We start from the raw sequence: 24,949 nt of genomic DNA, 5'->3' as shown, positions 1-24,949 counted from the left end.
GGCCTCTGTGATTTTCCCTCCACGCCATTACTGAGCGTCATTCACTACTTCATCCCGCCTATCGACGTTATCGCCACTCGCCTGATGCCTTAACCTTAAAGGGTGTAGGGGATCTGCTTCAGCAGCTGCTGGATTCACCTGCCTCAATCCGACGTGTCCTTTGCGGGGGTCATTGTTGTTCGTGCCGACGGGCATTGCTGAAGGAGAGAGTGATTTGGATCATCTGCAGCCCAAAGAAGGCCTCAGGCTGTCTCGCCGACAGGTATTGGTGGGAACGGCAGGCTCGGCCGTGTCGATGGCCCTCTCGGCTGCGCCCGTGAACGCCGTCGAGCCGGGCAAGACGGCCCCGCACGCACCGGCGAGCTCTTCTGTGACCTTCACGTTGAACGGTCGCCGGCAGACCCTTGAGGTGGACAACCGAACCACGTTGCTGGATGTGTTGCGCGAGCGCCTGAAACTCACCGGGACCAAGAAAGGCTGCGACCATGGCCAATGCGGTGCCTGCACCGTGTTGGTGGAGGGACGCCGGATCAATGCATGCCTGAGCCTGGCGGTCATGCATGAAGGCGACAGCATCACCACCATCGAAGGCCTGGGCACGCCGGAGCGTCTGCACCTGATGCAGGCCGCCTTCATCAAGCATGACGGCTATCAATGCGGCTACTGCACGCCTGGACAGATCTGCTCGGCGGTGGCGGTGCTGGCCGAATTGAAGGCCGGCATTCCCAGTCACGTCACCCAGGACCTGATCGCGCCGGTGGTGCAGACCCCAGCCGAACTGCGTGAACGCATGAGCGGCAACATCTGCCGCTGCGGCGCCTACTCCAACATCATCGATGCCATTGCCGAGGTTGCCACGGGGGAAACCGCATGAGGTCATTTACCTACGAGCGTGCGACGTCGCCCGAGCACGCCGTCGCGGCAGCAGCGGCCAACCCCGCAGCGCGCTTCATTGCCGGGGGCACCAATCTGCTGGATTTGATGAAGCTGGAGATCGAAACCCCACAGCACCTGATCGACGTCAACGGCCTGGCCTTCGATACCCTCGAGGCCACGCGCGAGGGTGGTTTGCGCATCGGCGCGCTGGTGCGCAACACCGACCTGGCTGCCGCGCCCGAAGTCAGGCGCGACTATGCCGTGCTGTCCAGGGCCCTGGTGTCGGGCGCATCCGGGCAGCTGCGGAACAAGGCGACCACGGCGGGCAATCTGCTGCAGCGAACGCGCTGCTCGTACTTCTACGACATCAACCAGCCCTGCAACAAACGCCGTCCCGGTACCGGTTGCTCAGCGCTGGGCGGCATGAGCCGTCAGCAGGCCGTGATCGGTGTCAGCGATGCCTGCATCGCCAGCCATCCCAGCGACATGGCGGTGGCCATGCAGGCACTGGATGCCTCTGTCGAAACCCTGAACGCCAGCGGCCAGACCCGCACGTTTCCGCTCGCGCAGCTCTACAAGGCGCCCGGCGATACGCCTCACCTGGAGTACACCTTAACCCCGGGCGAATTGATCACGGCGGTCATCCTGCCCAAACCGGCAGGCGGCAGACACATCTACTACAAGGTCCGTGACCGCGCCTCGTACGCCTTCGCCCTGGTCTCGGTGGCGGCAGTGGTGCAGCCGGATCGAACGGGACGGATCGCGCTCGGAGGCGTCGCCTACAAGCCGTGGCACGACGTCGCCGCAGACGCGTTGCTGCCTCAAGGCGCGGCCGCAGTGAGCGCCCGCCTGCTCGGCGACGCCCGCCCCACGGCGCAAAACGCATTCAAGGTGAAACTCGCCGAGCGCACGCTGGGTCTGGCACTGGCTCAAGCGTCGTCGTAACGCCGCCCATTGCATGTCGCGCTAGCCGACCGGCGAACCGAACAGGAAGATTGCCCATGAAATTCGATACGCCCGCGACGACCAATCCGATCGATCAGCTCAATGTCATCGGCCAGCCCAAAGACCGCATCGATGGCAAGCTCAAGACCACCGGCACTGCCACCTACGCCTATGAGCAGAATGCGGCGGTCACCCATCCTGCCTATGGTTATGTGGTCGGGGCGGCGATCAGCAAGGGGCGCATCTCGTCGATCGACTCGGAGCAAGCCAGGCTGGCATCGGGCGTGATCGCTATCGTCACTCATGAAAATGCCGGCAAGCTGGACAAGGGCGAGTTCTATGTCAGCCGGGCGCTGGGCGGCCCCCAGGTGGATCACTATCACCAGGCCGTGGCCATCGTGGTGGCCGAAACCTTCGAACAGGCTCGCGCGGCGTCTGCACTGCTGCGCATCTATTACGTTCGGGAGGCTGGACAGTTCGACCTGAAAGCGCAGAAAGACGCGGCGCAAACGCCGCCGCCCGCCGCCTTCGGTCCCCCCGCGCAAACCGACGTCGGCGATTTCGACGGCGCGTTCCAACGCGCGGCGGTGCAACTCGACGAAACCTACAGCACCCCGGATCAAGCTCACGCCATGATGGAACCCCATGCCACCATCGCTCAATGGCAAGGCGATCAGCTGACCCTCTGGACCTCGATCCAGCAGATGAACTGGGGCGTTCGCGACTTGGCCAAGACACTCGGCATCGCCAAGGAGCAGGTCCATTTGATCTCGCCCTACATCGGCGGCGGTTTCGGCGGCAAAGGTACGATCCTGTGCGACGCGGTGCTGGCGTCGCTCGCGGCCAGAGAGGCGCGGCGCCCGGTCAAGGTCGCCCTGCCCCGGCCGCTGATGTTCAACAATCTGACCCACCGCCCGGCCACCCTGCAGCGTATACGCATCGGTACGGACAGCAATGGCAGCATCACTGCCATAGGCCACGAGAGCTGGTCGGGCAATCTGCGCGGAGGCCGTACCGAACCGGCGACGGCGGCGACCCGCTCGCTGTACGCAGGCGCGAATCGTCTGACGCGCCTGAAACTGGCTGTCCTGGATCTGGCCGAGGGCAACGCCATGCGCGCGCCCGGTGAGGCGCCGGGCATGATGGCGCTGGAAATCGCCATGGATGAAATGGCCGCCAAGCTGAACATGGACCCCGTGCGGTTTCGGGTCATGAACGATACGCAGGTCGATCCCGAACAACCCACCCGACCCTTTTCCAAGCGTCAATTGATCGAGTGCCTGACCCTCGGCGCCGAGCGCTTCGGGTGGAGCAGACGGCGGCCGGCGCCGGCTCAGGTCCTGGAGGACGGCTGGTTCATCGGCATGGGGGTGGCCTCGGCCATCCGGGGCGCGCCGACGAGCAAATCCGCCGCTCGCGTACGAGTCGACTGGCAAGGCCGGGTCACCGTGGAAACCGACATGACGGACATCGGCACCGGCACGTACACCATCATCGCCCAGACCGCCGCTGAAATGATGGGCGTGGATATCGATCACGTCGAGGTCCGTCTCGGTGACTCGCGATTCCCTGAGTCTGCCGGGTCAGGCGGCCAATGGGGGGCGGCCTCCTCCACCGCGGGTGTCTATGCCGCCTGTGTGAAGCTGCGCGAAGCCGTTGCGCAGAAACTCGGCCTGGACCCGGTGACGGCCGAGTTCGTCGACGGCCAGGTGCGCGACGCCGACGCCAGCTTTGCGCTGGCCAGCGCTGCGGCGCACGGCGATATCGAGGCTGAGGATCTGATGGAATATGGCGATCTGGCCAAACGCTTCTCCCAGCAGACGTTCGGTGCGCACTTCGTCGAGGTCGGGGTGAATGCAGCCACCGGCGAGATTCGCATCCGCCGTCAACTGGCGGTGTGCGCCGCCGGCCGTATCTTGAATCCGAAAACGGCACGAAGCCAGATCATCGGCGGCATGACCATGGGCGCCGGCGCGGCGTTGATGGAGGACATGGTGGTGGACCATCGCCTGGGTTTCTTCGTGAATCACGACCTGGCGGGTTACGAGGTCCCCGTGCACGCCGACATTCCCCATCAGGAGGTCATCTTTCTCGATGAAGTCGACCCGTACGCGACGCCGTTGAAAGCCAAGGGGGTGGGTGAGCTGGGCATCTCCGGTGCGGCCGCCGCCATTGCCAATGCCATCTACAACGCCACTGGGGTGCGGGTTCGGGATTATCCGATCACGCTGGACAAGCTCATCGATCAGTTACCCGCTTCTGTATGATTGCCCTTTCAAGTGCTCCGCTAGCGGGTGATCCATGCAACTGAGTCGTGCGAACCTGGCTGACATCATCTATTTCCTGGCCATTGCCAAGCACCAGAGCTTCAGCCGTGCGAGCGTCGAGGTCGGCATCAGCGCTTCGGCGCTCAGCCACGCCATGAAAGGCCTGGAGGCACGCCTGGGCGTTCGCCTGCTCAATCGCACCACCCGCAGCGTGACCCTTACCGCCGCCGGCGAAGAGTTGCAGGGGCTGGTCAGCCACCCACTGACCGACATCAGCAACGCCCTGGAGACCCTCAACCGTTTGCGCGACGAGCCCGCGGGTCGCATTCGTTTGAACGTCCTCAGCGATGGCGCGAAATTACTGCTTGGCCCTGTCCTGCCGGTATTCGTGGAGCGCTATCCCGACATCGAAGTCGACCTGACCGTCACCAATCGGATGATCGATGTGATTGGCGAGGGCCACGACGCAGGCATTCGTTTCGGCGGCACGGTACCCAGTGACATGATCGCTCAGCGACTGTCCCCGGATGTGCGCTGGAGCGTGGTGGGCACACCCGGCTATCTCGAGCGCTTCGGTGTGCCCACTCATCCCGAGCAATTGAAAGAGCATCGATGCCTGAAGATCCGCCTCGGCAATGCGCGATTGTATGACTGGGAGTTCGTCAAGAACGGCCAGAAACTCGAAGTGGAGGTACCCGGCGCGATCACCATCGATGAAACCCGCGTCGGCGTTGCATTGGTGACCCGCGGAGCCGGTCTGATGTACGTACCTGAACGTGTCATCGCCCGGTACGTCGAGGACGGTACCGTGCAGGAGGTCCTGAAGGACTGGGCCCACACCGATCCCGGCTTCCACATCTACTACTCGAGCTTTCGACAGGTGCCCGTCGGCCTCCGGCTGCTGATCGATCTGATCCGGGAGCTGGAGCCCATGGGACCGCTGCCTTGACGCCAGGATCGTCGGGTGACCGGGCGGAATACGATCTGATTGCGCGCTAAATATATCGACGCTAACTTAGGCTCATTTGCAGTTCAGGATGATTCCATGAGCGTCGACGACAGCCGTCCCATTGCACCCGTCGCAGAGCGCAGCCACCTGTTGCTGGCCAACCAGCTGTGCTTTTCCCTGCACTCCACGTCGCTGATGATGACCAAGGTGTACAAACCGCTGCTTCAGGCCCTCCACCTGACCTATCCTCAGTACCTGGCCATGCTGGTGCTATGGGAGGAGGACGGGCTGACCGTGTCGGACCTCAGCGCCAGGCTGCTCACCGATCCGGGCTCGATGACGCCCCTGCTTAAACGGCTTGAAGCCGAAGGCTTGATCATGCGCACCCGCAGCAGGGACGATGAACGGGTCGTCCGGCTTGTGCTGACCGACGCCGGCAAGGCGCTTCGCCAGAAAGCCGAGAACATCCCGGCCTGCATTCTGGCGGCGTGCGGCATCGCGCAGCAGAAACTGGAAGCCCTGCAAGGGGAGCTTCTGAGACTTCGCAGCCAGCTTCAGACGAGCCTGACTCCGCCAGATCAGTAAAAAATCCAGGCGAATCAGAGCGTTGTCGACGCGCATGGAAAAACTTCGAAATATTATCTTGCGCACTAAGCATTAGCGCGATAAATTAATCCCAGCTGCCCAGCCCGCACAGGTAAAGCTGGCGGCACCTCAATCCTGTCCTGAAGAGATAAATCCATGAACGTTCTCTATACCGCAACCGCAACTGCCACCGGTGGCCGTGATGGCCGTGCTGTCTCCAGTGACAAGATCCTCGACGTGGCACTGGCAACCCCGAAAGAACTGGGCGGTGCCGGCGGTGCAGCGACCAACCCGGAGCAACTGTTCGCGGCGGGCTACTCGGCCTGCTTCATCGGCGCCCTGAAATTCGTCGCCGGCCAGAGCAAGCGCAGCGTGCCGGCCGACACCTCGATCACGGCCAAAGTGGGCATCGGCCAGATCCCCGGCGGTTTCGGTCTGGACATCGATCTGCACATCCACCTGCCAGGTCTGGAACAGGCCGACGCCGAAGCGCTGGTCGAAGCGGCCCACCAGGTCTGCCCGTACTCCAATGCTACCCGCGGCAACGTCGACGTTCGTCTGCACGTCACTGTCTGATGCACCCCTGCGATCGCTCTGATCGCAATGGCTGGCCCCGCAGTTCGCCTGAACTGCGGGGCCTCCTTACACGCTACTGATGTGATATCGACGACAAGCAAACTTCGCTGTCCTGCCTCCTGCTTGCTGGCCTAGAATGCCGCAATGCCCATCTCCACTGTCTCCCTCGTATTATTCGCCGCCCTGTTGCATGCCGGTTGGAACGCCCTCCTGCGCGGTGGCGCGGATCGGCTGTGGTCGATGACCGTCATGTGCCTGGCCGTGGCCGCGACCTGCATCGTGCTGGCCTTGTTCATGCCTGTCCCCGCCCAGGCAAGCTGGCCCTATGCCGTGCTCTCGGGCGTGCTGCACGTGGGCTACAACCTGTTTCTGGTGCGCAGCTACCGGATGGGCGACCTCGGGCAGACCTATCCGGTTGCCCGCGGCTCGTCGCCGATCCTGATCGCGCTGGGTGCAGCGATATTCGCCGGCGAGCACATCCAGGCCAGTGCCTTGGCCGGCATCTGCCTGGTCTCGGGCGGGATCATTCTGCTGGCCTTCAGCAAGGGCAAACTGGCCGTTCCCAGCTTGCCGTACGCCCTGGGCACCGGCGCGTTCATCGCGGCCTACAGCGTCACCGACGGCATCGGTGCGCGCCTGTCCGGCGCCCCCATGGCCTATACCGTGTGGATGTGTGTGCTGTGGGGGGTGCTGATGCCGATGGTGTATATCGGTCGGCGCGGAGCGCGCAGCCTGTTTGCCTATCGTCCCGGAATGGCGACGGCTGCCGCCGGTGGCCTGGTGTCGCTGCTGGCCTACGGCATCGTCATCCAGGCGATGACCGATGCGCCCATGGGCATGGTCTCGGCGCTGCGCGAGACCAGCGTGCTGTTCGCAGCCTTGATCGGCTGGTTCTTCCTGGGCGAAAGCCTGACCGTGCGCAAGGTGCTGGCGTGTACGATCATCGCCGCAGGCACCATCATCATCGGTTGACCGCCCAGGCTTGGTATCACCCGCTCGCCGCTCCTTGGAACGGCAACAGTTCCACCACCCACTCGATGAACACCCGAAGTTTCAAGCTGATGTGTCGATTGGGCGGATAGGCGATGTACATCGGCATGGACTCCAGTTGCCAGTCCTGGAACAACGCAACGAGCTCGCCGCGCGCCACGGGTGCGCTGGCCATGTACTCCGGTAGCCAAAGCACCCCCATGCCAGCCAGCCCGGCGGCCAGATAGGCGTTGCCGTCGTCGACCGAAAGCACCGCTTGGCCGCGTACGGTCACGCGCTCGCCGTCGCGCTGCAGGGTGTAGGCCAGCGCCCTGCCCGTCCGCGCCCAGAGAAAACCGATCACGCGGTGATCGGACGCTTCCAGATCGCCGGGATGCTGGGGCGTGCCGAGTCGGCGCAAATAGCCGGGCGCTGCATAGACCCCCAGTTGCAGGTCGCCCAGGCGGCGCGCCATCAGCGATTGATCGGTCAGTTCACCACCGCGTACGACACAGTCCACGTTCTCGCCGATGATGTCGACCATACGGTCGCTGACGCCCATGTCGATCTGGATATCCGGGTAGCGGCGATGAAACTCGGGCAGGGCCGGCATCAGCACATGGCTGGCGAAGGGACTGGGCACGTCGACCCGCAGCCTGCCGCGCGGCACGGTGGCGGCACTGGACAGACCGGTCTCGGCGTCGTCCAGATCGGCCAGCAGACGCACCACCCTGTCGTAGTAGGCGGCCCCGTCGGCGGTGACGTTGACCCGGCGCGTGGTGCGGTTGAGCAGCTTCACCCGCAGACGCGCTTCGAGCTGCTGCACCAGCTGGGTCACCGTGGTCTTGCTCATGTGCAGGGTGTGCGCCGCCTGGGTGAAACTGCCCGTCTCCACCACCCGCGCGAAGGCCTGCATGGCATCGAAACGGTCCATCGGTACCTCGTTGTCAGGAGCCATTGTTTGGAAAACGCAAACAGTCCTGGTCAGACTTGCTCGTTTATCCCGCCAGGGCAAGCCTCTACTGTTTCCCTTCGATAGATAACGGGTCGCCCGGCCCGCTTACGGAGGCAATCCCATGACTCAACGTGACGTCGTTTTTCCAGTCGGCCGCCAGGCTCTCTATGAACGCAACCGCTATTCACCCGCCGTTCGCAGCAATGGGCTGCTGTTCGTGTCCGGCCAGGTCGGCAGCCGCGAAGACGGCTCACCCGAGCCGGACCTGCGAGACCAGGTGCGCCTGGCCTTCCAGAACCTCAACGCCGTGCTGCACGCAGCGCAATGCACTTTCGACGACGTGGTAGACGTGACGGTGTTCATCGTCGATCCGCAATCCCGGTTCGAAACCATCTGGGAAGTGGTGCCTGAATACTGGGGCCAGGCGCCTTTTCCGAACATCACCTGCGTGGGGGTGACGTGGTTGTATGGCTTCGATTTCGAGATCAAGGTGATAGCCAAGTTGCCTGAGGTTTGAAGGGGCCGAGGCGTCGACCAGGCACGGATCAGAACGTACCTTGTGCCCTACTCCCCCGCCCGCGCCGCAGCCATCTGGTCGTTGAAGTTCGTGAAGAACGGTCCATAGCCGCCATTGGCTTCGGCGAAACGCAAGGGCTTGACCCGCTCGACGAGAATCTCCTCGGCATCCGGCGAGCGTTCGAAAATCGCCATGACTTCGTCGATGAACTCCGCCAGCGGCATCGCATGGGGGTCGTTGGCTTGGCGCTGGCCCATCAGTTCGGTCTGGACGTACGGCGGCACTAGTTCGTGGACCTTCACGGCGGTGTCCTTGAGCTGGTAGCGCAGTGACTGGCTGTAGGAGTGGACCGCCGCCTTGGTTGCGCAGTAGCTGGGGGTCAGGGCCAACGGAACGAACGCCAGCCCGGAGGAAACGGTCACGATAGCCGCGTGGGGTCGAGTGAGAAAGTGCGGCAGCAGCAGGCCATCCAGGTGAATGGGGCCCAACAGGTTGGTAGCGACCGTGGCTTCGAGTTCGGTGGGACCTGCGCGCAGTGACTCGCCGCGCATGATGCCGGCCGAGTGAATGACAGTGTTGAGGTCCGGGTGGCGTTCGATCAGCTGTTCGACGACTCGCTGCCGGTCCTGTGCATCGCTGGTGTCGAGCGCCGTGTAGTGCAAGCCGGGATTGGCCTGAGCCACTTGTTCGAGCAGTGACTCTCGGCGCCCCGCGATGATCACTTCGTTGCCTCGGGCCAGAAAGGCTTCGGCCAGGGCGCGACCGATGCCGCTGCCGCCACCGGTGATCAGGATCGTGTTGCCTGTGGTGTGCATGGGAGTCTCCAGTGAGATGGGGAAGTCATTGCGCTTGAGTCTGGTCTACCATAGGACGCGCGGGAGCAAGGCGCCAGCTGCCCGCATCTCCGTTCATTCGTTTGCCTTGCGAGCCACTCATGCAGATCGTCCTCATCGTCAACGGCCAACAGCTGCAACCTCCTCATCAGACCGAACCTGCGGTGCCATGGTGGAGCTTCACCAAGACGGTGCTGGCGGCCACAGCGCTGGCTCTGGTGCGTGACGGACGGCTGCGTCTGGACGACCCGCTCGCCGGCGCCCGCTACACCTTGCGCCAACTGCTGCGGCACGAGGCAGGGCTCGCAGACTACGGCGAGCTCGCCGACTACCACGCCGCCGTCGCGCGTCACGAGACTGCGTGGCCAGCGCAGGAAATGCTCGAACGATTGCAGGCCGAGCGTCTGCGGTACACCCCTGGCGAAGGCTGGCGCTATTCGAACGTCGGCTACTGGCAGGTGGCCCGGCTGATAGAGCGCACCAGCGACCTGTCGCTGGCCGACGCCGTCCGCACGCGCGTGCTGCAGCCGCTGAACATCGCTGACACGGTACGTTTCGCGACGTCCAGGGTAGAGCTCGGGCAATCCTGCGCCAGCCTTGCCCGCTATGATCCGGGCTGGGTGTATCACGGCTTGCTGATCGGCCCGCTGTCGCAGGCGGCGCTGCTGGTCGATGGTCTGCTGGGGGGTGATCTGCTGTCCGCCGGGTTGCTCCAGACCATGCAGGACACCACGACACTGGGCGGGCCGATACCCGGTCGACCGTGGCTGGCGCCAGGCTATGCGCTGGGGCTGATGCGTGGGCCCGTGGCTGGGGGCCTGGTATTGGCGGGACACACCGGATGCGGGCCCGGCAGCGTCCTCGCGGTGTACAGGGGCGTCATGGACAAGCGATCGGTGAGCTGTGCTGCTTTTGCCGAGGCCGCAGGCGAAGGTGAGGTCGAGGCCGCCGTGGTCGAGCAGATACGCCAGCATGTCTCAGGGTGATGCACCACGGCAGTCTCTTCACGTCACCAAGCGCTCCGACGAGGGGGTGAACCTTGGTCACCAGTCCGCAGATACCGTCATCGATGCAGCCGCGCTGCTCAGTCGAGTCCCGGCGGCAGCGGATGAAGGTCCCGATTGCGCCCCGCCTTCACCACCTGCCCCGGCATCTCATGCCCCAACAGTGCCGGCAAGGTGCGGGACAGCTCGATCAGACGGGGTAGATCGATGCCAGTGGGAATGCCCATTTCCTCGCACAGGTTCACCAGGTCCTCAGTGCAGATGTTGCCCGACGCGCCGGGTGCGAACGGGCATCCGCCCAAGCCACCCAGCGATGCATCGAAGCGCCGGGCACCGGCTTCATAGGCTGCCAGCACGTTGCTCAGCCCCAGCCCGCGGGTGTTGTGAAAGTGCAGCGTCAGCGCATCGGCGGGCAGTTGCTCCAATACCCGCCGGACCAGTCCATACACTTGGCGCGGATTGGCCATGCCGGTGGTGTCGGCCAAGGTTACGCCTTGCAGGCCCAGCCGCTGGTAGGCATCGACCAGGCCCATGACAACCTTTTCATCGATGTGCCCTTCGAACGGACAGCCGAAGGTCGTGGCAACGGTGCCGTTAAGGCTGACCGACGTGCCGCGAGCCAGCTCGACCACCTCGGCGAAGCCCGCCAGGGACTGCTCCCGACTCATGCGCATGTTGGCGAGGTTATGGCTCTGGCTGGCTGACAGCACCAGGTTGAGCTCGTCGGCCTTGGCTGCGAGGGCCCGCTGCGCACCCTTGAGGTTCGGGATCAATGCCACGTAGGTGACGCCCGGTTGGCGTACGATGCCGCCAAACACCTGCTCACCATCGCGCAAGGCTGGCACGGCCTTGGGCGAAACGAAGGAGCCAGCCTCTATACGGCTGAAGCCGGCGAGCGAGAGCTGGTCGATCAAGGCAATCTTGTCTTGGGTGGCGACCCACATCGGTTCGATCTGCAACCCGTCACGCGGCGCCACCTCCTGAACGATGAGACGTTGCGAGTAATCGCTGATCATTGCACGATCCCCTCATTCTTCAGGCGCTGGATAGCGCTCTCGCTCAAGCCCAGCTCGGTCAGCACGTCCCGGGTGTGTTGTCCCAGGCTCGGCCCTTGCCAGTTGATCACACCGGGAGTTTCGGACAGTTTGGGCACCACGCCGGGCATTTTCGTTTCCACCCCACCGGGCAGTTGCGCGTCGAGAATCATGCCCCGTGCCTGATAGTGCGGGTCGGCGACGATATCGGCGACCGAGTAGATGCGCCCGGCAGGTACCTCAGCCGCTTCCAGCACACGCAGCACTTCATCGATGGGACGCTGAATGCTCCACGCGCTGATGGCACCATCGAGCAGATCGCTCTGCGCGGCGCGGCCGTCGTTGTGGGCAAACGCAGGGTCGTCGCCCAGATCGCCTCGACCGATGGCGGTCATCAGGCGCTTGAAAATGGGATCGCTGTTGCCCGCGATCACGACATACCCGCCATCGGCAGTCGGGTAGGTGTTGGACGGTGCGATGCCGGGCAAGGCGCCACCGCTGCGCTCGCGCACGTGGCCGAGCATGGCGTACTCCGGCACCAGGCTTTCCATGACATTGAAGACGCTTTCGGCCAGCGACACATCGACCACCTGGCCGTCACCCTGGCCGGTCTTGACCCGCAGCAACGACATCAGCGCGCCCATCACCGCATGCATGGACGCCAGCGAGTCGCCCAGGCTGACACCCACCCGCGCCGGTGGTGAGTCCGGATTCCCGGTAGTGTAGCGAATACCGCCCATGGCCTCGCCGATCGCGCCGAAACCCGGTCGGTCACGATACGGGCCGGACTGGCCATAGCCGGAAATGCGCACCAGGGTCAGCTTGGGATTGAGCGCGTGCAGCACATCCCAGCCCAGGCCCAACTTTTCCAAAGCGCCGGGGCGCAAGTTCTCGATCAGAACATCGGCGCTTTCGGCCAGTTGCTTGACGATCTCGATACCCTCGGCGGACTTGAGGTTCAGTGCCAGGGATTTCTTGTTGCGCGATTGCAGGTACCACCACAACGAGGTGCCTTCGTGGAGTTTGCGCCACTTGCGAAGGGGATCGCCCTGCCCCAGGGTTTCGATCTTGATCACCTCGGCACCGAACTCGCCGAGCAGACGCGCAGCGAACGGTGCAGCGATGAGGGTTCCGATTTCGATGACGCGGATTCCGCTCAGAGCAGTCATGGGGGCAACCTCGATATGCCTTGGAATTTGCACCAAGACTAGAGGCATACCCGCGGCAATTACCAGCCGCGGGTCAACGATCGGTGAACATCCGTCACCATTCAGCCCTGATTGACACCCTCGGGCACCAGTTGATCCTCACCCAGGAAACCACCGCTCTGGTGCTGCCACAACCGGGCATAGATGCCGTTTTTGGCCAGCAATTCGGCGTGGGTGCCCTGCTCCAGAATCCGCCCTTGATCCATGACGATGAGGCGATCCATGGCAGCGATGGTCGACAGGCGATGCGCGATGGCGATTACGGTCTTGCCCTGCATCATGTGATCCAGGCTTTCCTGGATCGCCACTTCGACTTCCGAATCCAGCGCGCTGGTGGCTTCGTCGAGCAACAGGATGGGCGCATTCTTGAGCATCACCCGCGCAATCGCCACGCGCTGGCGCTGGCCGCCAGACAGCTTGATGCCGCGCTCGCCCACCAGGGTGTCGTAGCCACTGTGGCCCTGACGGTCGCTGAGTTGGCTGATGAATTCATCGGCCTGAGCGCTCGCTGCAGCGCTGCGCACTTGCTCGTCGGTCGCATCGGGACGGCCATAGGCAATGTTGTCGCGAATGGACCGGTGCAGCAGCGAGGTGTCCTGAGTGACCATGCCGATGGCGCTGCGCAGGCTGTCCTGGGTCACGTGGGCGATGTTCTGCCCATCGATGCGGATCTCGCCGCTGTCGACATCGTAGAAGCGCAGCAGCAGGTTGATCAGCGTCGACTTGCCCGCCCCCGAACGCCCCACCAGGCCGATCTTCTCGCCCGCGCGGATGTTCAGGCTCAGGCCGTCGAGCACCTGACGTTCACCGTTGTAGTTGAAACTGACGTTGTCGAATGTCACTGCACCGCCTCTGGTGCTGAGTTCGCCGGCATTGACCGCGTCCTGCACCTTGGCGCCCCGGGTCAGGGTGCCCATGCCATCCTGCAGGGTGCCGATGTTTTCGAACAGCGAGGTCATCTGCCACATGATCCAGTGCGACATGCCGTTGATGCGCAGGGCCATGGCCGTGATCGCCGCCACGGCGCCGGTGCCGATCTCGCCCAGGTGCCAGAGCCACAGGGCATAGCCACCGGCCGCCATGAGCAGACCGACCACCAGCGCCTGGTTGACGATCTCGAACTGGCTGACCAGACGCATCTGGCGAAAGCCGGTGTTCTTGAAGTCTTCCATGGCCGCGCGGGCGAAATGCGCCTCGCGATTGGAATGGGAAAACAGCTTGACCGTGGCGATGTTGGTGTAGGCATCGGAGATGCGTCCGGTCATCGACGAACGCGCATGGGCCTGCTCCTGGCCGACCTTGCCCAGGCGTGGCACGAAGTACCACATCGCCAGGCCGAACAGAATGAGCCAGGCCACGAACGGCAGCATGAGCTTGGGCGCGAAGCCGCCGGCCAGCGCGATGATCGCGATGAAATACACGCCGATGCCGGGCAGGATCTCGATCAGGGTGAACAGCACGTCGCGCACGGCCAATGCCGTCTGCATCACCTTGGTGGTGACCCGTCCGGAAAACTCGTCAGAGAAGAACGACAGGCTTTGCCGCAGCATCAACCGGTGAAAGTCCCAGCGCAGCCTGAGCGGCAGGTTGATCGCCAGAATCTGGTGCTGAACCATGGTGCGCAAGGCGACCAAGGCGATGCTGCCCACCATGACCAGCCCCATGCCCCACAGCACACGGCTTTCCTGGGCGGCAGCCTCGCCGCCCTGCTGCCAGGTGGTGAGCAGGTCGACGACCTGGCCCAGGAAGGAAAACAGCCAGGCTTCATAGATCGACACGGCGGCGCTGAGGACGGCGAAGGCGATGATGTAGCCCCGCGCACCGCGGGTGCAGGCCCATAGAAAGCGCGCCAGACCGGTTGGCGGTGGTGGCACTTCGTCAGGTGGAAAAGGGTCGAGCCTGCGTTCGAATGCGCGAAGCATGGGGGTCTCCATTGGAATCAAGTGGCGCAGATTCTGCCACTTAATGACCGCCAGGTGGGTCGCAATGGATGGCTTTGCCAACAATGGCCTGGTTCTGGATCCACGTGACCAGCTCTTCGGCGGGCATCGGCATGGCGATGAAGTACCCCTGCCCCTCGTCGCAACCCCAGCTTTTCACCGCGTCGAAATTGGTCTGGTTTTCGATACCTTCGGCCACGACCTTGTAGCCCAGGCGCTGGGCCAGATCGATGAGCGTGATGACCAGGCGCCGGTCCCGTTCCTCGTTCTGGATGTCCTTGATCAGTGAACGGTCCAGCTTCACCGAGGTGGCCGGCAATTCGCGCAGGTAGGTCCAGTTGCTGTAACCGGTGCCGAAGTCATCGATGGAAATCTCGACGCCCAGTGCCCGCAGGCGCGTCAGCTGGTTGCGGCATTCGGCGGGATTTTTGATCAGCGCGCCCTCGGTGAACTCGATCTCCAGCGTCGTGGCCTCGACACCATGGCGTATGAGCGCCTGGATCAGCCGGTCGGTGAAGGCCGGCCCCTCGAGGTCACAGGGGCTGACGTTGATCGCCACCTTGAAGTCGTACCCGGCATCTCGCCACTGCCGCGTCTGCTGGATGGCCGCCTCGACCACCCAGACGCTCAACAGACGGATCAGATCGGTCTTTTCCGCGAGCGGCACGAACTCATCCGGCCCGATCGGGCCCAGGGTCGGATGGGTCCAGCGCAGCAACGCCTCGACCGCACAGCAGCGTCCACTGGCGAAATCGATGCGCGGCTGGAACACGAGTCCCAGTTGCTCGGACTCTTCCAGGGCATAGGACAGCGAACTGAGCAACACGAAGGCACGCTGCTGGGCGATGTCCAGCTCGGCCTGGTACCTGGCCCAGCCGATGCCCCGGTCGCGTGCGTAATCGGCAGCGCTGACCACCAGGCGGACCCAGTCGCGGTCGTCGATGGTATGGCGGTCGAGTTCCAGCGCGCCCATGCCGATCTGGGCGCGAATGGGAATGCCGTCGTGCTCGACCGGCAGGGCGAAGGCCGTGGAAAACTTTTCGTACAAGGTCGACAGGCACTCGTCCCGCGGCTTGATGAACGCGAAGCGCGTGAGGCCGATTCGATAGAGCACGCACTCAGGCCCGATCAGGCTGGCCACCCGGCGGCTGATTTCACTGACCAGGTGCTGGGAAAACGAATAGCCCAGTGCCTTGACGATATCGTTGACGAAGCCGGGCGAGAGGAAATCCACCGCGATCAGCAGCGGCTCTTCGCGCTGACTGAGGTGGCGGTGAATGTCTTCTTCCAGGCGGATGCGGTTCATCAGGCGCGTGGGCCGGTCAATGAACGATGCGGCACGCAAGTCGTGCAGCCGCAGCACCACCAGCTGGGACAGATGATGCAGGCTGGCCAGCTGAGCCGCCGACATCGGCGGGCGCGGTTTCTGGTCGATGACGCACAGGCTGCCCAAGGCGAGGCCGTCGTGGGTCAGCAACGGAACGCCGGCGTAATAGCGGATGCCCGGTGCACCGGTGACCAGTTCGTTGTGCCGGAAGCGTGGATCGAGGTGGGTATCCGGAATTTCGAAGAAGTCATCGACCAGAATGGTGTGGCCGCAGAACGAGACGTCTCGCGATGTGGAAGTCGCACTGATGCCGATCTTGGCCCGGAACCATTGCTGCTGTTCTTCGAGAATGGAGATGAGCGCGATCGGCGTGTCGAACACCTCCACGGCCAGGGCAACGATCCGGTCCAGCACCTCGTCGTCGACCGCGTCGCGGTAGCACAGGTCGGCAACACGCCGAACGCGCTCACGCTCGTTGTCTGGCAAAGGTGGAGCGAAATGGGTCATCACTGTGGTCGTTGCCCGATGGTCAGTCGCAAGGGGAATCACTCGAAACGAGGCTGCATACGATGTATCGGCAGCCTTTCCCCAAACTGTATACGGCTTTGCGCAAAGCGTTCCACTGCCCTTCGTCCGTCTAGACCGCGCCGAAGAACGCTACCTTCTGCGACAGTCGATCGGCCAGGCGTGCCAGCTCGGTGCTGGCGGTGGCGACCTGTTGCGAGCCGGTCGCCGACTGCACCGTGGAGCCGTGGATCCGTGTGATGTTCTGCGAAACATCGTCGGCCACCGCGCTCTGTTGCACCGAAGCACTGGCGATCTGCGCGTTCATCAGGTTGATCGCGCCCACCTGCTCGCTGATCTTGGCCAGGGCGTCCTGAGCACTGCGGGTCTGGGTGACGGTCTGCCCGACCAGTTCACAGCTGCTGCGCATGGTCTGCGCCGCCGCTTCGGTACCCGACTGCAGGGTGCTGATCATCTCGCGGATTTCTTCGGTGGACTGCTGAGTGCGGTTGGCCAGTGAACGCACTTCGTCGGCGACCACCGCGAAGCCACGACCGTGCTCGCCGGCGCGAGCGGCTTCGATCGCGGCATTGAGGGCCAGCAGGTTGGTCTGCGCGGCAATCGAATTGATCACATCGATGACCGACTCGATCTTCTCGCTGTGCCGCGAGACCTGGTCAACGGTCTCTGTAGTCTGTTCCAAGGTCACCGCCAGTTGCTCGATGGCCTGGGTGGTGCTGGCCACCAGCCGGTTGCCGCTCTCCACTTCGACATCCGCCAGCCGCGATGCATCCGCAGCCTGTGCGGCGTAACCGGACACTTCACTCACGGTCGCCGCCATCTGCGTGATGGCCGTGGCCACCTGCTCTGCTTCGCGGGTCTGCAGGCGGATATGCGCGTCGTTGGACGTTGAAGTGGCGGACAGCTGTGCAGAGGAGTGATTGACCTCCCGCGCGGCAGTGCGCACCTGCTCAATGGTTTCGGCCAAGTGGCCCAGCGCGGTCTTCAACACGCCCATGACGCTGCCGGGGTGTTGGGTGACGATGGTCTGGTTGAGGTTGCCCGCGGCCAGTTGCTCGATGGCCAGGGCCACCTCGGCCGGCTCGGCGCCCAGTGTCGACTTGACGAAGCGAATGATCACGATTGACAGCACGATGCTCAGCAACAGCGCGATGCCGGTCGCCACCAGCATCAGCGTGCTGAACTGACTGGCTGTGGCCTGCACTGCGCCTAGCTTGGACTTGATCGAGGCCTCCTCGTAATCGATCAGCGCATTGATGCGTTTGAGCCATTCGCTGTAGTCGGCCGAGGTCTGGCGCAGCAGCAAGGCCTGCGCGCCCTGGATATCACCGGAGCGGCGCAGGTCGATCAGGGTACGGCTGGAGTCCAGGGTCTGGCGCTCGATGCTCTTGATCGCACCCAACAACTCGCGCTCTTGGGGCGTCACGGAGGCCTTGTCGTAGAGCTGATCCATCGGCGCGGCCGAGTCGATGTAAGCCTTTTCCAAGGTGGCCACTTCCGCCAGGTGTTTTTCCAAGTCACGGTCGTTGTCCACCAGCACCGCATCACGGATCGCGATGGCCCGGTTGTGCACACTGCCGCGGAAATTGATGGCGTAGCGCTGGATCTTGGCGGCATTTTCGCTGACGTCACTCAATGTCGAGTCGATGAAGGCGACCCGTTGAATGCCGATGGCAGTGATCATGATCAACAAGGCAAGGATGGCTGCGAAGCTCAGGGCTATGCGCGTGGCCAGGGACAAGGGTCTTTTCATGGGAGGCTCGGCAGTAGTCCCGGCGAGGACTGATTAGGTGCGCGATGCTGAACTGCGATCACGCCGACGTGGCGGACTTTACGGCGCCACCGATCCAGAAACCAATTGCAATTTCACTGAAAAATAATAGCGAAATGCTATCAAACTTATGAAGCCTGCAACTGTATCACGCACTTGACAGGTAAAACGATCGCTTTACACTCGATTCATGGACAAACGAACTGAAATTCTCGCCGGCGCCGCCCGTACCTTTGAAACTCAGGGACTGCGAGGCGTTGGCATCGATCAGGTCCTTGCGCCCTCAGGTGCTTCGACGCGTACCCTCTACAAACACTTCGGCTCACGCGACGGTCTGGTGATGGCCGTGCTCGAAGACCGCCATCAGCAATTCATGGCCCAACTGGCCAGCGAGCGTGCAGACGGCGGGGCGATCGCATCCCTGTTCGATACGCTGGCGCATTGGGTGAACGCGCGCGGTGCCAGCGGCTGCATGCTGCTGCGCGCGCGCAGCGAATACGCCCAGGCCAACGAGGCCATCGTCGCGTTGGTGCAACAGCAGAAAGCGCAGTTCCATGCCGAGATTGCCGCGCGCGTGCACACCGATCTCGGCCGTGAAGAGACCGCGCTGGCCCTGCAGGTCTGGATGCTGTTCGAAGGCGCCACGGCTGCGGCCACCGTCGCCGGCCCGGCAGTCATCGATCAGGCCAGACAAGCTGCTTTGACCCTGATGGCGTGTGCCAAAGCCGCTCGGTCATGAAGCGCGGCCTCAATCTGGTCGCGGCCGCTTTCGCCCTCACCGCGCTTTCATATGGGCTGGCGCGCTTCGCCTATGGCCTGTTGCTGCCGCAGATCCGCGCGGAGCTGGCGCTGGACGCGACCGCCGCTGGCTGGATCGGCAGCGGTGCCTTTGCCGCTTACTGCGTCGGTATCGTCCTGACCTTCGTCTGCAGTGCGAGCTTGACCCCACGCACTCTCGCCGCCTTCGCCGGCCTGACCGCCACGGCTGGCATGGCGTGCATCGTGGTCGCCTCGTCGGCCTGGATGATGGGTGCAGGCGTTGCATTGGCGGGGCTGAGCACCGGCTTGACGTCTCCACCGCTGGCGAGCGCGGTCGCCGCGCACTTCGCCGATGAAGGCCGGGCGAGAGCGAATGCCGCGATCAACGCCGGCACGGCCGCTGGCATCGTCTTCTCGGGCGCGGCAGCGGCCATGACGGTGAGCGCATGGCGTGAGCTGTATGCCCTCTTCGCCCTGATCGGCGCCGCAGTCACGCTGTGGCTGTGGTTCGCCCTGCCGAAGGCGCGGAGCAGCGAAACCACTGCGGGCTTCTCGCTGAAGATCCTTCGTCGCCCCGGGCTGGCAGTGCTCTGCGCCAGCGCCTTCGCCATGGGCCTGTCGAGCACCGCCATCTGGACGTTCGGCGCCGACATTCTGCGCGGTACCTTTGGCCTGAGCGACACCGGCATCGCCTGGGCGTGGATCACTCTGGGGACTGCCGGTGTCAGCGGCGCGGCCACCGGTGTACTGATCGAGCGTTTCGGTACGTCACGGGTCCACGCCTTTTCGCTGCTGGGTATCGTTGCGGCGATCCTGACCCTGGCGGCCAGCGGATACAGCCTGGTCTTCGGCTTCGTGGCGATGGGCGTATTCGGGGCTGCCTATATCATGTCTTCGGGCACCTACCTGATCCAGGGCATCGCCCTGCTCCCGGATCGACCGGACCTGGGCCTGGGATTCCCGTTCCTGTGCCTGGCGCTGGGGCAGACAGCTGGAGCACCGCTGTTCGGTGCAACCCTGGATGCCGTCGGGGTCACAGGGGCCCTTTTCGCCTTCGCCCTACCGGCCGTGGTGGCGATCTTTCTAAGGCCTCGAGTCGGCTAGAAAAATCTTCACGCGGTCGCGCCGCTGCATCTGGAACTTACGCCCGTTTCGCCCACTCAGTTCTGTACCTGCCTGCCCTCATCCGAGACCACTGCCTTGGCCACATCTGCCCCCTCGCGGCGTAACGCGCTGTCTCTCGACGGCCTGAATTTCTTCCTGGCCGATGTCCGTGACGGGCTCGGGCCGTATCTGGCGATCTACCTGCTGGCCGTGCACAAATGGGATCCTGGCAGCATCGGCCTGGTCATGACCCTGGCGGGTCTGGCGGCGCTGCTCACCCAGACACCGGCGGGCGCGCTGATCGACAGGACCCGACGCAAGCGCGCAATGGTCGTTGCCGCCGCCCTGCTGGTCACTGCCAGCTGCGTGGTCCTGCCGTTCATTACCTCGTTCGGTCTGGTCGCCGCCACCCAGGCACTGGGCGCCATCGCAGGCTCGGTGTTCGCACCGGCCATCGCCGCCATTTCCCTGGGCATCACCGGCCCGAAGGCGTTCACCCGCCGTACCGGGCGCAACGAAACCTTCAACCATGCCGGCAACGCTTTCGCGGCCTTGCTCGCGGGTGGTTTTGCCTACCTGTTCGGACCGGTCGCGGTGTTCTATCTCATGGCCGCCATGGCGCTGGCGAGCGTGGTGGCGGTGAGCTGCGTGAAAGCGGACGCCATCGATCACGACGTCGCGCGCGGGTTGGAAGCGCATCACCAGGACGGGCACGACCAACCCTCAGGTTTCAAAGTGCTGCTCGGCAACCGCGCGCTGCTGGTATTCGCGGTCAGTTGTGCGCTGTTCCACCTGGCGAATGCGGCCATGCTGCCGCTGGTCAGTCAGAAGCTTTCACAGATCGACCTGAGCATGGCCACGCCGCTGACCTCGGCCTGCATCGTCGCCGCGCAACTGGTGATGGTCCCCGCCGCCCTCCTGGTGGGTGCGCGGGCCGATCAATGGGGCCGCAAGCCGTTGCTGCTGGCAGGTTTTCTGATTCTGCCGATTCGCGGCGTGCTCTATACGTTTTCCAATGACCCTTACTGGCTGGTTGGCGTGCAACTGCTCGACGGCATCGGTGCCGGCCTGTTCGGCGCACTGTTTCCACTGGTCGTCAAAGACCTCACCCACGGCACCGGGCGCTTCAATGTCAGCCTGGGCGCGCTGACCACTGCGTTTGGCCTGGGTGCCGCACTGAGTAACGGTCTGGCCGGTTTCGTCGTGCAGGAAGCCGGTTACAGCGCAGCCTTTCTGACCCTGGCCGGGGTCGCCGGCGCGGCCTTCCTCCTGCTGCTCACCGCCATGCCGGAAACCCTGCGCCGCAACACCGAAGAGGAAGCCGTACCTTGCCCCACGCCAGTCTGATCATCTGGGGCGTCAGCCTCCTCGCCACCCTGGGAATCATCACCCGACCCCTGCGGATTCCCGAATACGTCTGGGCACTGGCGGCAGCGGTCGGGCTGGTCGCCGGTGGTCTGATCGCCTGGTCGGCGGCTCTGGCTGCGGTGCTCAAGGGCACCGATGTCTACCTGTTTCTGGTGGGCATGATGCTGCTGGCCGAACTGGCCCGCCGCGAAGGATTGTTTGACTGGCTGGCGACCGTTGCCGCCCGCCAGGCAAGAGGCAGCGCGCAGCGACTGTTCGATCTGGTGTTTGCGGTCGGCACGCTGGTGACCATCTTTCTGTCCAACGACGCCACGGCCGTGGTACTGACGCCGGCCGTCTATGCAGCCACACGGGCAGCGCAGGTCAACCCGCTGCCGTATCTATTCGTTTGTGCATTCATCGCCAATGCCGCCAGTTTCGTGCTGCCGATTTCCAACCCGGCCAACCTGGTGATATTCGGCGAGCATATGCCGCCGTTGCTGGAGTGGCTGGCCATGTTCAGCCTGCCGTCCCTGGCGGCCATCGGCATGACCTACCTGGTCCTGCGCCTGACCCAGCGGCGGCATTTGCAGCAGCGTCTGGAACTGATCGAAGAACTGCCCCACCTGAGTATTGGCGCACGGCTTACAGCCGCCGGGCTGGGCGTCACGGCCGTGGTGCTGCTGACCGTATCGGCGCTGGACGAAGCCTTGGGCTTGCCGACCTTCCTGGCGGCCTTCGCCACCCTTACGGTGGTGCACCTGTACAAGCGCAGCAACCCCTGGCCGGTCTGCAAGGGCGTGGCCTGGGGCGTGCTGCCATTGGTGGCCGGGCTGTTCGTGCTGGTGGAAGGCATCGGCCAGACCGGCGTGACCGCACACCTGGCCAGTTGGCTGGAGCAGGCGGCGAAGCAGGCGCCGGAACAGGCTCATTGGTGGGCTGGAATACTGGTCGCCATAGCCTGCAATATCGGCAACAACCTGCCGGTCGGCCTGCTCAGCGGCTCCATCAACGAGCTGGGCCATCTTCCGCCCAATGTCACCGGGGCGCTGGTGGTCGGCGTGGACCTGGGCCCCAACCTGTCGGTCACCGGCTCCCTGGCGACCTTGCTGTGGTTGATCGCGGTACGCCGCGAAGGGGTGCAAATCAGCGCCTGGGCCTTTCTCAAGCTGGGCGCCGTGGTCATGCCCCCGGCCCTGATCGCCGCGTTGTGGCTGCTGTGAGGGCTAACCGGAAGGCGTCTTTCAGAACTTTACGCTGGCCGTGAGCCGCGCCGTGCGCAACGCACCCTCTTCCACCTGCAACGCGCTGCTGCCGGTGGTCGATGGGTAATACTCCTTGTTGAACAGGTTGTCGATGTTCAACTGCAGGCGCGTCTCGTACCCACGGGTCGGCAGATCCCAACGTACGAAGGCGTCTGCCAGGGTGTAGCTGTCCATCCAGAAGCTGTTGGCATTGTCACCCGGCCGCTCGCCCACGTAGCGCGCACCAGCGCCCACATGCCATTGACCGGTCTGCGCCGGCAAGGCCAGATGGTGGGTCAGGTACAGGCTGGCGGTGTGCATCGGCGCATTGGGCAGACGATTGCCCTCCTGCTCGGGTGCTTCGGCGTTCTTCAGCACTTCGGTGTGGCTGTAGGCGTAGGTGCCGATCATGCTCCAGTCCTGGGCGATCTCGCCGGTTACATCCAGCTCGATACCCCTTGAGCGTGCCTTGCCGACGGCCTCGTCGAGGCTGTCGCCATTGCTCTGCAGCACGCTGTTGACCAGGTTCTTCTTCTCGATGTCATAGACCGCCAGGTTGACGTTCAACGCCGCGGTCGGGGTGTACTTGATCCCCGCCTCATAGCTGCGACCCTCGGTCGGCTTGAAGCTGTTGCCCGCGTCGTCGGCGTCGTTGGGCACAAAGGAGCGGCTGTAGTTGGCATACAGCGCCACCGTTTCGCTGGGCTGGTAGACGATCCCGCCGAACGGAATGAATTCATCGCCATTGGAGTCCGCGCCGGGTGCGTACGAGCGGCCCAGACCCTGGTCGCTGTACTGGTCCCAATGCGCCTGACGGCCACCGAACACCAGGATCCAGCGGTCGTTCAAGTGCCAGTTGTCCTTGAAGTACAGCGAGGTGGTGACCAGGTTGTTCTCGGCATTGCTCTGCGCCGCACTGACCGTGCTCGGTTCGGCCAGACGGCCATAAACGGGGTTGCGGATGTCGATGTTGCCGGCGGCGGTGTTGGCGTTGCGGTAGGTCTTGCCGCGGTATTTGTCCAGCGACTCGTTGTCCAGGCCCACCACGATTTCATGGCGCTGACCGAACAGCTGCTGATCGCCGATCAGATCCAGCGCGGTATAGCGGCTTTCATAGTCGTAATGGCCGCCGTTGGCGATGCGTCGCAGCGTGTTGCCGTTGAGGGTATTAGGCTGGGCGATGGCGAGGCTGTAACGGTCCTCGGTCCAGCCGTAGGTCAGGCGGCTGCGCCAGGCATCGCTCAACTGGTACTCGAATTTGGCGGTGGTGCTCTGGCTGATGCCAACCGTCTTGGCCCAGCGCTCGTCGAGGCGGTCACGGTAGCTGATGTCGGCCGGTCGGCCGCCGACGAACACGGTGCCGCGATCGAAGGGACTGGCATAGTCGTTGTAGGTGTAGGCCAGCGAGGCGCTGGCGCGCTCGCCGACCCAGGCGATCGACGGCGCGATCAGCGTATGTTCGTCGGTTCCGTAATTGCGCCAGTAATCCTCATGACTGCGCTCGGCCACCAGTCGGTAGGCCAGGTCGGTGTCACCCAGCGGGCCGGTGGTGTCCATCGACAGCGAACCGCCGCCCTCGCTGAAGCCCGAGGCGCTGAGGGTCGTGCTGCGGGTGAACTGTGGCTGCTTGCTGACGACGTTGATGACCCCGCCTGGTTCCAGTGCGCCATACATCAGCGACGCCGGCCCCTTTAGCACCTCGACATGGTCAGTGGTCGCGCCCAGGTTGCGGCCGATGGCCGAGCGAATACCGTCGCGCAGGATGGAGTTGTCATCGTTGCTGCCGAAGCCGCGCTTGATCAGCGCATCCTTGGTGCCGCCCAGGGTGTTGGTCTGGGTGACGCCGCTGACGAAGCGCATGGCGTCGTTGAGATCCTTGACCTGGTAGTCGTCCAGCGTCCTGGCGGTGACCGCATTGACGGTTTGCGCTTCGTCGCGATTCTGCGTGGCGCTCTTGCTCGCCGTTTCCCCACGGGCCTGGGTGTAGCTGTCGGCGCCGTCAGCTTCGCCGGTGGCCTGGATGACACTGGAAGGCAACTCTGTGGCTGCAATGGCCAGGCCAGGCAGGACTGAGCACAACAGCACCCACGAAGGGGCCCGATTCAACGACTTGACCACGCATGTAACTCCGTACTGGATGAAAGACGCGAATGCGTCCCATCTGTATTGTACGGGTTACCGTGATCATTTGCCGAGCCCGTTAAACCATTTCGA

At 63.8% G+C, this 24,949-nt stretch carries 21 protein-coding genes; 13 read left to right on the top strand and 8 right to left on the bottom strand.

Going from position 1 to position 24,949, the window contains the following annotated elements:
- Window positions 1–223: 223 nt before the first annotated feature.
- The 7 genes from paoA to B2V21_RS01260 all read left to right on the top strand — a co-directional run bounded on the left by paoA (window position 224) and on the right by B2V21_RS01260 (window position 7,170).
- Complete coding sequence (gene paoA / locus B2V21_RS01290; RefSeq protein ID WP_376787092.1) at window positions 224–874, top strand: aldehyde dehydrogenase iron-sulfur subunit PaoA; 651 nt, start codon at window positions 224–226, stop codon at window positions 872–874.
- Window positions 871–1,821 (top strand): FAD binding domain-containing protein, encoded by a 951-nt coding sequence (locus tag B2V21_RS01285; RefSeq protein WP_286915793.1) that lies wholly within the window; start codon window positions 871–873, stop codon window positions 1,819–1,821. Before paoA ends, B2V21_RS01285 begins: the two co-directional genes overlap by 4 nt.
- A gap of 56 nt (window positions 1,822–1,877) precedes the next feature.
- Complete coding sequence (paoC, locus tag B2V21_RS01280) at window positions 1,878–4,088, top strand: aldehyde oxidoreductase molybdenum-binding subunit PaoC (RefSeq protein WP_286915792.1); 2,211 nt, start codon at window positions 1,878–1,880, stop codon at window positions 4,086–4,088.
- A gap of 34 nt (window positions 4,089–4,122) precedes the next feature.
- Window positions 4,123–5,037, top strand: a complete 915-nt coding sequence (locus B2V21_RS01275) for a LysR family transcriptional regulator (protein ID WP_286915791.1) — start codon at window positions 4,123–4,125, stop codon at window positions 5,035–5,037.
- Between the two features lie 96 nt (window positions 5,038–5,133).
- Window positions 5,134–5,622 carry a MarR family winged helix-turn-helix transcriptional regulator gene (locus B2V21_RS01270; RefSeq protein ID WP_286915790.1) on the top strand — a complete coding sequence of 163 codons (489 nt, stop codon included), beginning with the start codon at window positions 5,134–5,136 and terminating at the stop codon, window positions 5,620–5,622.
- Window positions 5,623–5,778: 156 nt separating this feature from the next.
- Window positions 5,779–6,198 carry an organic hydroperoxide resistance protein gene (locus tag B2V21_RS01265; RefSeq protein WP_049859210.1) on the top strand — a complete coding sequence of 140 codons (420 nt, stop codon included), beginning with the start codon at window positions 5,779–5,781 and terminating at the stop codon, window positions 6,196–6,198.
- 144 nt (window positions 6,199–6,342) lie between these two features.
- Window positions 6,343–7,170 (top strand): EamA family transporter, encoded by an 828-nt coding sequence (locus B2V21_RS01260; RefSeq protein WP_056843013.1) that lies wholly within the window; start codon window positions 6,343–6,345, stop codon window positions 7,168–7,170.
- Window positions 7,171–7,186: 16 nt separating this feature from the next.
- Here the strand turns inward: B2V21_RS01260 and B2V21_RS01255 are convergent, their stop codons facing one another.
- Window positions 7,187–8,101 carry a LysR family transcriptional regulator gene (locus tag B2V21_RS01255; RefSeq protein WP_056843014.1) on the bottom strand — a complete coding sequence of 305 codons (915 nt, stop codon included), beginning with the start codon at window positions 8,099–8,101 and terminating at the stop codon, window positions 7,187–7,189.
- A 142-nt stretch (window positions 8,102–8,243) separates the two neighbouring features.
- Between B2V21_RS01255 and B2V21_RS01250 the strand changes: the two genes are divergently transcribed.
- Window positions 8,244–8,639, top strand: coding sequence for a RidA family protein (locus tag B2V21_RS01250; protein WP_049859207.1), 396 nt, complete (start codon window positions 8,244–8,246; stop codon window positions 8,637–8,639).
- A gap of 47 nt (window positions 8,640–8,686) precedes the next feature.
- Here the strand turns inward: B2V21_RS01250 and B2V21_RS01245 are convergent, their stop codons facing one another.
- Window positions 8,687–9,454, bottom strand: coding sequence for an SDR family oxidoreductase (locus B2V21_RS01245; protein WP_049859206.1), 768 nt, complete (start codon window positions 9,452–9,454; stop codon window positions 8,687–8,689).
- A 119-nt stretch (window positions 9,455–9,573) separates the two neighbouring features.
- On the opposite strand from B2V21_RS01245, the gene B2V21_RS01240 reads away from it, so the two are divergent.
- A complete protein-coding gene (locus B2V21_RS01240) occupies window positions 9,574–10,458 on the top strand; it encodes a serine hydrolase domain-containing protein (protein WP_286915789.1) in 885 nt (294 codons plus the stop codon).
- Between the two features lie 98 nt (window positions 10,459–10,556).
- Here B2V21_RS01240 and B2V21_RS01235 read toward each other — a convergent pair whose 3' ends face one another.
- The 5 genes from B2V21_RS01235 to B2V21_RS01215 all read right to left on the bottom strand — a co-directional run bounded on the left by B2V21_RS01235 (window position 10,557) and on the right by B2V21_RS01215 (window position 18,263).
- On the bottom strand, window positions 10,557–11,492 hold the full coding sequence (locus B2V21_RS01235) for a hydroxymethylglutaryl-CoA lyase (protein WP_286915788.1): 936 nt from the start codon (window positions 11,490–11,492) through the stop codon (window positions 10,557–10,559).
- Complete coding sequence (locus tag B2V21_RS01230) at window positions 11,489–12,679, bottom strand: CaiB/BaiF CoA transferase family protein (RefSeq protein ID WP_286915787.1); 1,191 nt, start codon at window positions 12,677–12,679, stop codon at window positions 11,489–11,491. Before B2V21_RS01230 ends, B2V21_RS01235 begins: the two co-directional genes overlap by 4 nt.
- A gap of 101 nt (window positions 12,680–12,780) precedes the next feature.
- On the bottom strand, window positions 12,781–14,640 hold the full coding sequence (locus B2V21_RS01225) for an ABC transporter ATP-binding protein (protein WP_286915786.1): 1,860 nt from the start codon (window positions 14,638–14,640) through the stop codon (window positions 12,781–12,783).
- A gap of 40 nt (window positions 14,641–14,680) precedes the next feature.
- Window positions 14,681–16,492, bottom strand: a complete 1,812-nt coding sequence (locus tag B2V21_RS01220; protein WP_049859201.1) for a putative bifunctional diguanylate cyclase/phosphodiesterase — start codon at window positions 16,490–16,492, stop codon at window positions 14,681–14,683.
- 130 nt (window positions 16,493–16,622) lie between these two features.
- The gene (locus B2V21_RS01215) at window positions 16,623–18,263 is read right to left on the bottom strand and encodes a methyl-accepting chemotaxis protein (protein ID WP_056843023.1); all 1,641 of its coding nucleotides are present in this window, start codon (window positions 18,261–18,263) and stop codon (window positions 16,623–16,625) included.
- A 208-nt stretch (window positions 18,264–18,471) separates the two neighbouring features.
- Here B2V21_RS01215 and B2V21_RS01210 point away from each other — a divergent pair, with 208 nt between their 5' ends.
- The 4 genes from B2V21_RS01210 (at window position 18,472) to B2V21_RS01195 (ending at window position 22,714) form a co-directional block, all read left to right on the top strand.
- The gene (locus B2V21_RS01210; protein ID WP_286915785.1) at window positions 18,472–19,020 is read left to right on the top strand and encodes a TetR/AcrR family transcriptional regulator; all 549 of its coding nucleotides are present in this window, start codon (window positions 18,472–18,474) and stop codon (window positions 19,018–19,020) included.
- Complete coding sequence (locus B2V21_RS01205; protein ID WP_286915784.1) at window positions 19,017–20,144, top strand: MFS transporter; 1,128 nt, start codon at window positions 19,017–19,019, stop codon at window positions 20,142–20,144. The genes B2V21_RS01210 and B2V21_RS01205 overlap by 4 nt, the downstream gene beginning before the upstream one ends.
- A 96-nt stretch (window positions 20,145–20,240) precedes the next feature.
- Window positions 20,241–21,491, top strand: coding sequence for an MFS transporter (locus tag B2V21_RS01200; protein ID WP_286915783.1), 1,251 nt, complete (start codon window positions 20,241–20,243; stop codon window positions 21,489–21,491).
- Window positions 21,473–22,714, top strand: coding sequence for an arsenic transporter (locus B2V21_RS01195; RefSeq protein ID WP_286915782.1), 1,242 nt, complete (start codon window positions 21,473–21,475; stop codon window positions 22,712–22,714). The genes B2V21_RS01200 and B2V21_RS01195 overlap by 19 nt, the downstream gene beginning before the upstream one ends.
- Window positions 22,715–22,735: 21 nt before the next feature.
- Here the strand turns inward: B2V21_RS01195 and B2V21_RS01190 are convergent, their stop codons facing one another.
- Window positions 22,736–24,820 carry a TonB-dependent siderophore receptor gene (locus tag B2V21_RS01190; RefSeq protein WP_376787093.1) on the bottom strand — a complete coding sequence of 695 codons (2,085 nt, stop codon included), beginning with the start codon at window positions 24,818–24,820 and terminating at the stop codon, window positions 22,736–22,738.
- Window positions 24,821–24,949 lie beyond the last annotated feature (129 nt).

The organism is Pseudomonas sp. UBA6276, assembly GCF_002438365.1.
Lineage (GTDB): Bacteria > Pseudomonadota > Gammaproteobacteria > Pseudomonadales > Pseudomonadaceae > Aquipseudomonas > Aquipseudomonas coleopterorum.
This window is presented reverse-complemented; position numbering and strand designations above follow the sequence as displayed.

Excerpts from the sequence above, each read along its gene's own strand:
- B2V21_RS01285 (WP_286915793.1), top strand. The coding sequence starts at position 871 with ATGAGGTCATTTACCTACGAGCGTGCGACGTCGCCCGAGCACGCCGTC.
- paoC (WP_286915792.1), top strand. The coding sequence starts at position 1,878 with ATGAAATTCGATACGCCCGCGACGACCAATCCGATCGATCAGCTCAAT.
- B2V21_RS01275 (WP_286915791.1), top strand. The coding sequence starts at position 4,123 with ATGCAACTGAGTCGTGCGAACCTGGCTGACATCATCTATTTCCTGGCC.
- B2V21_RS01270 (WP_286915790.1), top strand. The coding sequence starts at position 5,134 with ATGAGCGTCGACGACAGCCGTCCCATTGCACCCGTCGCAGAGCGCAGC.
- B2V21_RS01265 (WP_049859210.1), top strand. The coding sequence starts at position 5,779 with ATGAACGTTCTCTATACCGCAACCGCAACTGCCACCGGTGGCCGTGAT.
- B2V21_RS01260 (WP_056843013.1), top strand. The coding sequence starts at position 6,343 with ATGCCCATCTCCACTGTCTCCCTCGTATTATTCGCCGCCCTGTTGCAT.
- B2V21_RS01255 (WP_056843014.1), bottom strand. The coding sequence starts at position 8,101 with ATGGACCGTTTCGATGCCATGCAGGCCTTCGCGCGGGTGGTGGAGACG.
- B2V21_RS01250 (WP_049859207.1), top strand. The coding sequence starts at position 8,244 with ATGACTCAACGTGACGTCGTTTTTCCAGTCGGCCGCCAGGCTCTCTAT.
- B2V21_RS01245 (WP_049859206.1), bottom strand. The coding sequence starts at position 9,454 with ATGCACACCACAGGCAACACGATCCTGATCACCGGTGGCGGCAGCGGC.
- B2V21_RS01240 (WP_286915789.1), top strand. The coding sequence starts at position 9,574 with ATGCAGATCGTCCTCATCGTCAACGGCCAACAGCTGCAACCTCCTCAT.
- B2V21_RS01235 (WP_286915788.1), bottom strand. The coding sequence starts at position 11,492 with ATGATCAGCGATTACTCGCAACGTCTCATCGTTCAGGAGGTGGCGCCG.
- B2V21_RS01230 (WP_286915787.1), bottom strand. The coding sequence starts at position 12,679 with ATGACTGCTCTGAGCGGAATCCGCGTCATCGAAATCGGAACCCTCATC.
- B2V21_RS01225 (WP_286915786.1), bottom strand. The coding sequence starts at position 14,640 with ATGCTTCGCGCATTCGAACGCAGGCTCGACCCTTTTCCACCTGACGAA.
- B2V21_RS01220 (WP_049859201.1), bottom strand. The coding sequence starts at position 16,492 with ATGACCCATTTCGCTCCACCTTTGCCAGACAACGAGCGTGAGCGCGTT.
- B2V21_RS01215 (WP_056843023.1), bottom strand. The coding sequence starts at position 18,263 with ATGAAAAGACCCTTGTCCCTGGCCACGCGCATAGCCCTGAGCTTCGCA.
- B2V21_RS01210 (WP_286915785.1), top strand. The coding sequence starts at position 18,472 with ATGGACAAACGAACTGAAATTCTCGCCGGCGCCGCCCGTACCTTTGAA.
- B2V21_RS01205 (WP_286915784.1), top strand. The coding sequence starts at position 19,017 with ATGAAGCGCGGCCTCAATCTGGTCGCGGCCGCTTTCGCCCTCACCGCG.